The organism is Acidovorax sp. NPDC077693, assembly GCF_044542805.1.
Taxonomy (GTDB): domain Bacteria; phylum Pseudomonadota; class Gammaproteobacteria; order Burkholderiales; family Burkholderiaceae_C; genus Acidovorax.
This window is the reverse complement of sequence record NZ_JBITVD010000035.1, coordinates 1-4,902: the sequence shown is the minus strand read 5'-3', so window position 1 is coordinate 4,902 and position 4,902 is coordinate 1. Positions and strand designations below refer to the sequence as shown.

Below are 4,902 nucleotides of genomic sequence, written 5' to 3'. Positions count from 1 at the left end.
GGCCGCGCAGGCGCCAACCGGGTGCTGCGCGCGAACGGCCAGGTCGAGGAGCTGGGCCACATCGGCGCCGCGCAGATGGAGCCGGGCGATGTGTTTGAGATCTCCACCCCGGGCGGTGGTGGTTATGGCGGGTGTGTGATTCAGTGAGCCTCCGGCGAAGGTGTTGGCCGCTGCAGCAGTGCGTGCTGTGCGGTGTCCACACCTTTGCCTGCCATGCGATGACATCAAGATACAAAGATCGCATCTCAATGTTAGGCGCTACAAGGTCTGCGCCATCTGCGCTTATCCAAGTGGTATCCGGCGTGGTGTAGCCCGGGCATGGTGCTTCTCCTGGGGACAAAATGCTCGGAAAGCAGCCGAACTCGCATCAGTGAAAATCCGCGAGCCGCGGACTCAGCGGGCCTTACCTTCCGAAACCACACGTGATGAAGACAGCCAAAGCCTCCGCCCTGCAACTGACCGCATTGCTCATCGGCCTTTCCGCCGTTACGGCACAGGCAAATGACGAGACGGCTCAATGCCAATCTGCAGGAGATATGGTGATGCATGCATGGCACCGCCTGGATGCTTGCCAAGCCAGCAAGCATCTGGATACACAAAGCGTTCAGCAGGCCAAAAACAAAATCAGAATGACCTATCCACGGTTAGCAAAGGCCATCGCTCAGACCACCCGGCAATCACAATCGGCAAAAGCCATAGCGAACGGTCTTCCGTTGGACGTCCAAGCTCCAGAAAACGCAGAACTTCTGTCCCGCATGTGCACCACCTCTCGCGACGAAGCCGACCTGTATGCCGATACACAATGGAGGCAAGTGCTTCACTGCTGGCGATAGCAAGCCAACAACCCCAAGACTTTCAGGCCTCGGAACAAATCCTCTCCCGGTCTGCCGCAGCCTATCGGCCGGTATCGACTAAATACGCCCATCCCCTCGAAAAGGTAAAACGAGCGAATTCTCCTTCCGAAGGCCGGGTGATTGTCAGCCCAAGAGGACTCCCATCATATGTAGTTTTTTTGGGAAATTCTGTCCTCTCAACCTCAGTTTCAACCATGCGTTTGCCATCTCTGAAAAGCGTTTCCTCGCTGGAGCCGTCTTCTATGTCGCAGGTGACTGCGCAGGCGGTGGACGAATTGCTGCGCGAGGGCGAGTCCGCGAGCACGCTGGCGAGCTATCGCTCAGCGTTGCGTTACTGGGCAGCTTGGTTTGGCGTTCGGTACGGTCAAGCGATTGCATTGCCATTGCCGACGACCGCCGTTCTGCAGTTCATCGTGGATCACGCGCAGCGGACCACAGCCGATGGCCTGGCTCACGAGCTGCCGCCTGCTATTGACCAAACGCTGGTGGATGCGGGATTCAAAGGCAAGCCAGGCCCTATGGCACTTAAAACCTTGATCCAACGGATTGCTGTGCTGTCCAAGGCCCACCAGCTCCGGGAGTTGAAAAAACCCTTGCCAGGATCCCAAAGTCCGTGAGTTGCTGGCCAAGACACGCAAGGCCTACGGCAAACGCGGCGCGCTTCCGCAGAAGAAGGATGCGCTGACTAAAGATCCATTGATGGCGATCCTCGACACTTGCGACGAATCGCCCAAGGGGATCCGTGACCGCGCCCTCCTCCTCTTTGCCTGGGCATCGGGAGGGCGCCGCCGGTCTGAAGTGACAGGGGCGACGATGAAGAATCTTCGCCGCGTGGGGCCGAGCAGCTTCACCTTCACCTTCGCCTATTCCAAAAGCAACCAGACTGCGGCGGATCGTCCGGAGAACGTGAAGCCTCTGGAGGGCATTGTGGGCGAAGCTCTGCAGGCTTGGTTAACAGCTTCGGGCATCGTGGAAGGTGCAATATTCAGGCAGGTCAGGAAAGGCGGTCACCTTGGAGAACCCCTCTCCCCTGCCGCCGTGCGAGATGTTGTTCGCGAGCGCGCAAAACTTGCAGGACTGCCGGAAGTGTTTTCTGCGCACTCACTGAGGTCTGGATTTGTGACTGAGGCGGCCGTCCAGAAAGTACCTTTGGCAGACACGATGGCGATGACGGGACATCGGAGCGTTTCCAGCGTTGTGCGGTACTACCGTCCATCCAATGACAATCCGGGGGGCAAGCTGCTGTAGTTTGCCGGCAGAGTTTCCCCCTCCGCATGGCACTGGACTCACACGTCAGAGTGCAGGTGTAGTCATGCTTTTCGCCGTGACATGCAGCGTGGGGGCAGGGGCATCCAGCACACACGCTATTGATGGTTAACTTGCGTGCTTTTGAAAATGAGAAATCGATGGTGCCCTTGAGCGGTACTTCGGCTTCGACTGTGGCGGCATTTCCGCGCTTGCCCTGGCCGAGCACCAGTACTCGGCGGCGGTTCAGGTCGCTGATGACATCGCCCAGGTAGTCGGTCGGCGTGATGACCTCTACCGCTACCACGGGCTACAGCACCTGAGGTCTGGCCTTGGCAAACCCTCTCGGAAAGCGGCCATGGCCACGCACTCGCAGCGCAGATTGCGGCGCTCCTGAGGTCCTTCCGGCAGAACTTCCGTCATTGATTGAAGATAACCAGCGGGCTTTTGTGACCGTTCCTCCGCGAGCGCTCACACCCGCGAGGGGGGCGCCGAGAAGAAACATAAGCAAACACTTAGGTAGCTCGGGTCGCGCCTGCGCTATCGTGACGTCATCATGATTCAAATTGCGATCGTAGATGACCACGCCGAGGTCATTGACATGGTGGCAGCGATGCAGCGATCGTGGGCGAGGTAGTGTTCAATTGCCGCCGCTTTCTGGGCCGGTGAGAACTTGGGGTTTCGACCTCAGTAGCCGGCGGGCAAATCAAGACATTGCTCGTATTCACGCAACCAGCCCTTCAAGGAATTCTTGGTGGGTTAACCCAGCTGACGGATTGTGGGTCTGACGCGCTTGCGCAGCTTGATATAGAGCCCAACAGCTCGGATTCGATCTTCGTAGGAATACATGAACTACCTTCGAGCATTCCAAGTTTTCGTCCGCACCCCCGGTGGGTCAGGTTTGCGTGGAAATCAACATGGATAGGCATACACTGTCAAGCTTTAACCGGTGCGAACATCTATGAGCGTAGACGTAGCCTCTTATATAAAAGAACTTCCTCAAAACTGGAAGCAATTGGTTTGTGCAGAGATGAAGCTTCTTGGCTTCAGCGTCGAGTTGCACCCATACTTCGATCCGATTGATCCGAACCAGGACACTCTTTGGGCGAGAGTCATTGACTTCAGTCGCTTGATAGGAACGCAGCCAAACGCAGACCTATTGGTCGGCTGTGGATTTTCGTATGCTTCGGGTTCCTCCGTCGAGTCAAGAGGTCGCTGGAGGTTGTACCCGCCCGAGGCACGCGGCAAAGTGCATCTCCTCGGACTACATAGCGCTTCCGGTCGCAGTCGATTGACAGTTGCACTGCAACTGTCTTTCGCTGCCGCACTTGCCACAGTAGCTGACGGCGCATTTCACGATCAAGTGAACGACGTCGTCTACTTGCCAGGAAGCGATCTACGCAACTTCATTCAGAATCAGATGCACGACTTGACTGAGTCCGGTTCAATGCCATTCGAATCATGGCCACCAATCGACCCTGATGAAGCGGCAGAGTATGATTTCCCATCTGAGATATCGTAATCTCCTATTTCAGACTCTCAATTGTTCCCATCACAATTCGCAGATTTGGATTGGGATGGGATCTGGCTACGCTCCAAGCGTCCACATTGCATCGCACGTTCGGCGCCTAAAAATTGAGCGGGCATACCGCCTGTTAAGTGCTGGCAGTCACAGCAGGTTTTGGAGCGATGCAGGCCCTAAAAAGTCTGTGCGTAGAACTGCTGGGCGAAGCACTTCCAGCTGCCTAGGTATTAGCGCCAGTGCAATCGTGATCAGCCGTGCCAGTCGAACATTGACCAGGGGCTGAAGCTGGTTCCATTAGAAGCCAACTGTGAATAACGCGGAGGGTTGGGCTGGAGCACTACGATCGCTGAATTCAACCACACGCCATATCTGCCCCGACAAGCCACCGTTGACTTGGCGCACCAAGCTCCAGGATACCTAGGGAAATAAAGCAACCTGTCTCACCTAATGTCAAAGCCTGCTCGAGCCATGTATCTCATGCATGCGAGGTAGAGCCAAAATGGGTTCTCTTCGTCGTCGTCATCGAAATCTCCCAATCGATAAATTTGTTCGCCATTCGATCGAAAAATTGCATGCTTCATCATCTCGCCATCGTGCGCAATGTAGAGCCCACAGGACTTCCGCCATTCGCTAGTGAAAGACTTTCCACAATTTGCGCATCGCTGTACTCGTCTAGCAGAGTTGGGCCCTCGTGAGAAAGGGAGCATGTAAATCTCATTGCTTCGAGTTCACGCTTTCTTTCTTCTGCAGCTGGCCTCATTGATCTATGAATCGCTGACTTCAATGCTCCTTCTCTTAGACACCACCGCGCGGTTAGCCTGCACACCATGACCTCCTCACAGTATCGCTTTTCGGCTTCCAGAGGGCTTCCATAAAACCAGGTGATACGGACATCCCAGAAGTCTTCTACTCCTTCAATGATCAAGTATGCTTTGTCCATCCTGTTTCGTGTAGCGGAGCGGCGAAGCTACCAATACTCTTAGCGAGTAGAGGCCCAACGTTGGAATTCAGCGGCAGCCAAGACGTTCGCTGCAATGACGGGTTAGGCTGCTCGCAAAGGCCAACATCAGCGCCTGTCGATTGGCACGAATACAATACGAATGGCTCTTCCCGTGTGAAAATATCGATGCGACTACTGCTGCACCTGCGCCATACAACTCAATCGTCGAATGCTCGATCTACTTGTCGTATCCCGGACGATCATATGGCCGCTTGAGAAACAGATCCGGGCGCTCCTGGTACCACTCTTTCATGGCCTGCATGGGCGTCTTGCTGCCC

General features: G+C 55.5%; 2 protein-coding genes and 3 pseudogenes. 3 read left to right on the top strand and 2 right to left on the bottom strand.

Translation table 11 applies throughout. The annotated features are described in order from the left end of the window. The first annotated feature begins 425 nt into the window (after positions 1–425). Both ACIGHN_RS27940 and ACIGHN_RS27935 read left to right on the top strand, forming a co-directional pair. Positions 426–833, top strand: a complete 408-nt coding sequence (locus ACIGHN_RS27940) for a hypothetical protein (protein WP_396507573.1) — start codon at positions 426–428, stop codon at positions 831–833. A 215-nt stretch (positions 834–1,048) separates the two neighbouring features. Then, positions 1,049–2,102, top strand: a pseudogene (locus tag ACIGHN_RS27935) (site-specific integrase). Positions 2,103–2,310: 208 nt separating this feature from the next. Here the strand turns inward: ACIGHN_RS27935 and ACIGHN_RS27930 are convergent. Together ACIGHN_RS27930 and ACIGHN_RS27925 are read right to left on the bottom strand one after the other, a co-directional pair. Further along, positions 2,311–2,406: pseudogene (locus ACIGHN_RS27930) on the bottom strand (hypothetical protein); the annotation flags it as partial. Between the two features lie 293 nt (positions 2,407–2,699). After that, positions 2,700–2,948, bottom strand: a pseudogene (locus tag ACIGHN_RS27925) (IS3 family transposase); the annotation flags it as partial. A 112-nt stretch (positions 2,949–3,060) separates the two neighbouring features. On the opposite strand from ACIGHN_RS27925, the gene ACIGHN_RS27920 reads away from it, so the two are divergent. After that, positions 3,061–3,621, top strand: a complete 561-nt coding sequence (locus ACIGHN_RS27920) for a hypothetical protein (protein WP_396507571.1) — start codon at positions 3,061–3,063, stop codon at positions 3,619–3,621. The last annotated feature ends 1,281 nt before the right edge of the window (positions 3,622–4,902 follow it).

Coding starts and splice junctions, on each gene's coding strand:
- ACIGHN_RS27940 (WP_396507573.1), top strand. CDS start 426: ATGAAGACAGCCAAAGCCTCCGCCCTGCAACTGACCGCATTGCTCATC.
- ACIGHN_RS27920 (WP_396507571.1), top strand. CDS start 3,061: ATGAGCGTAGACGTAGCCTCTTATATAAAAGAACTTCCTCAAAACTGG.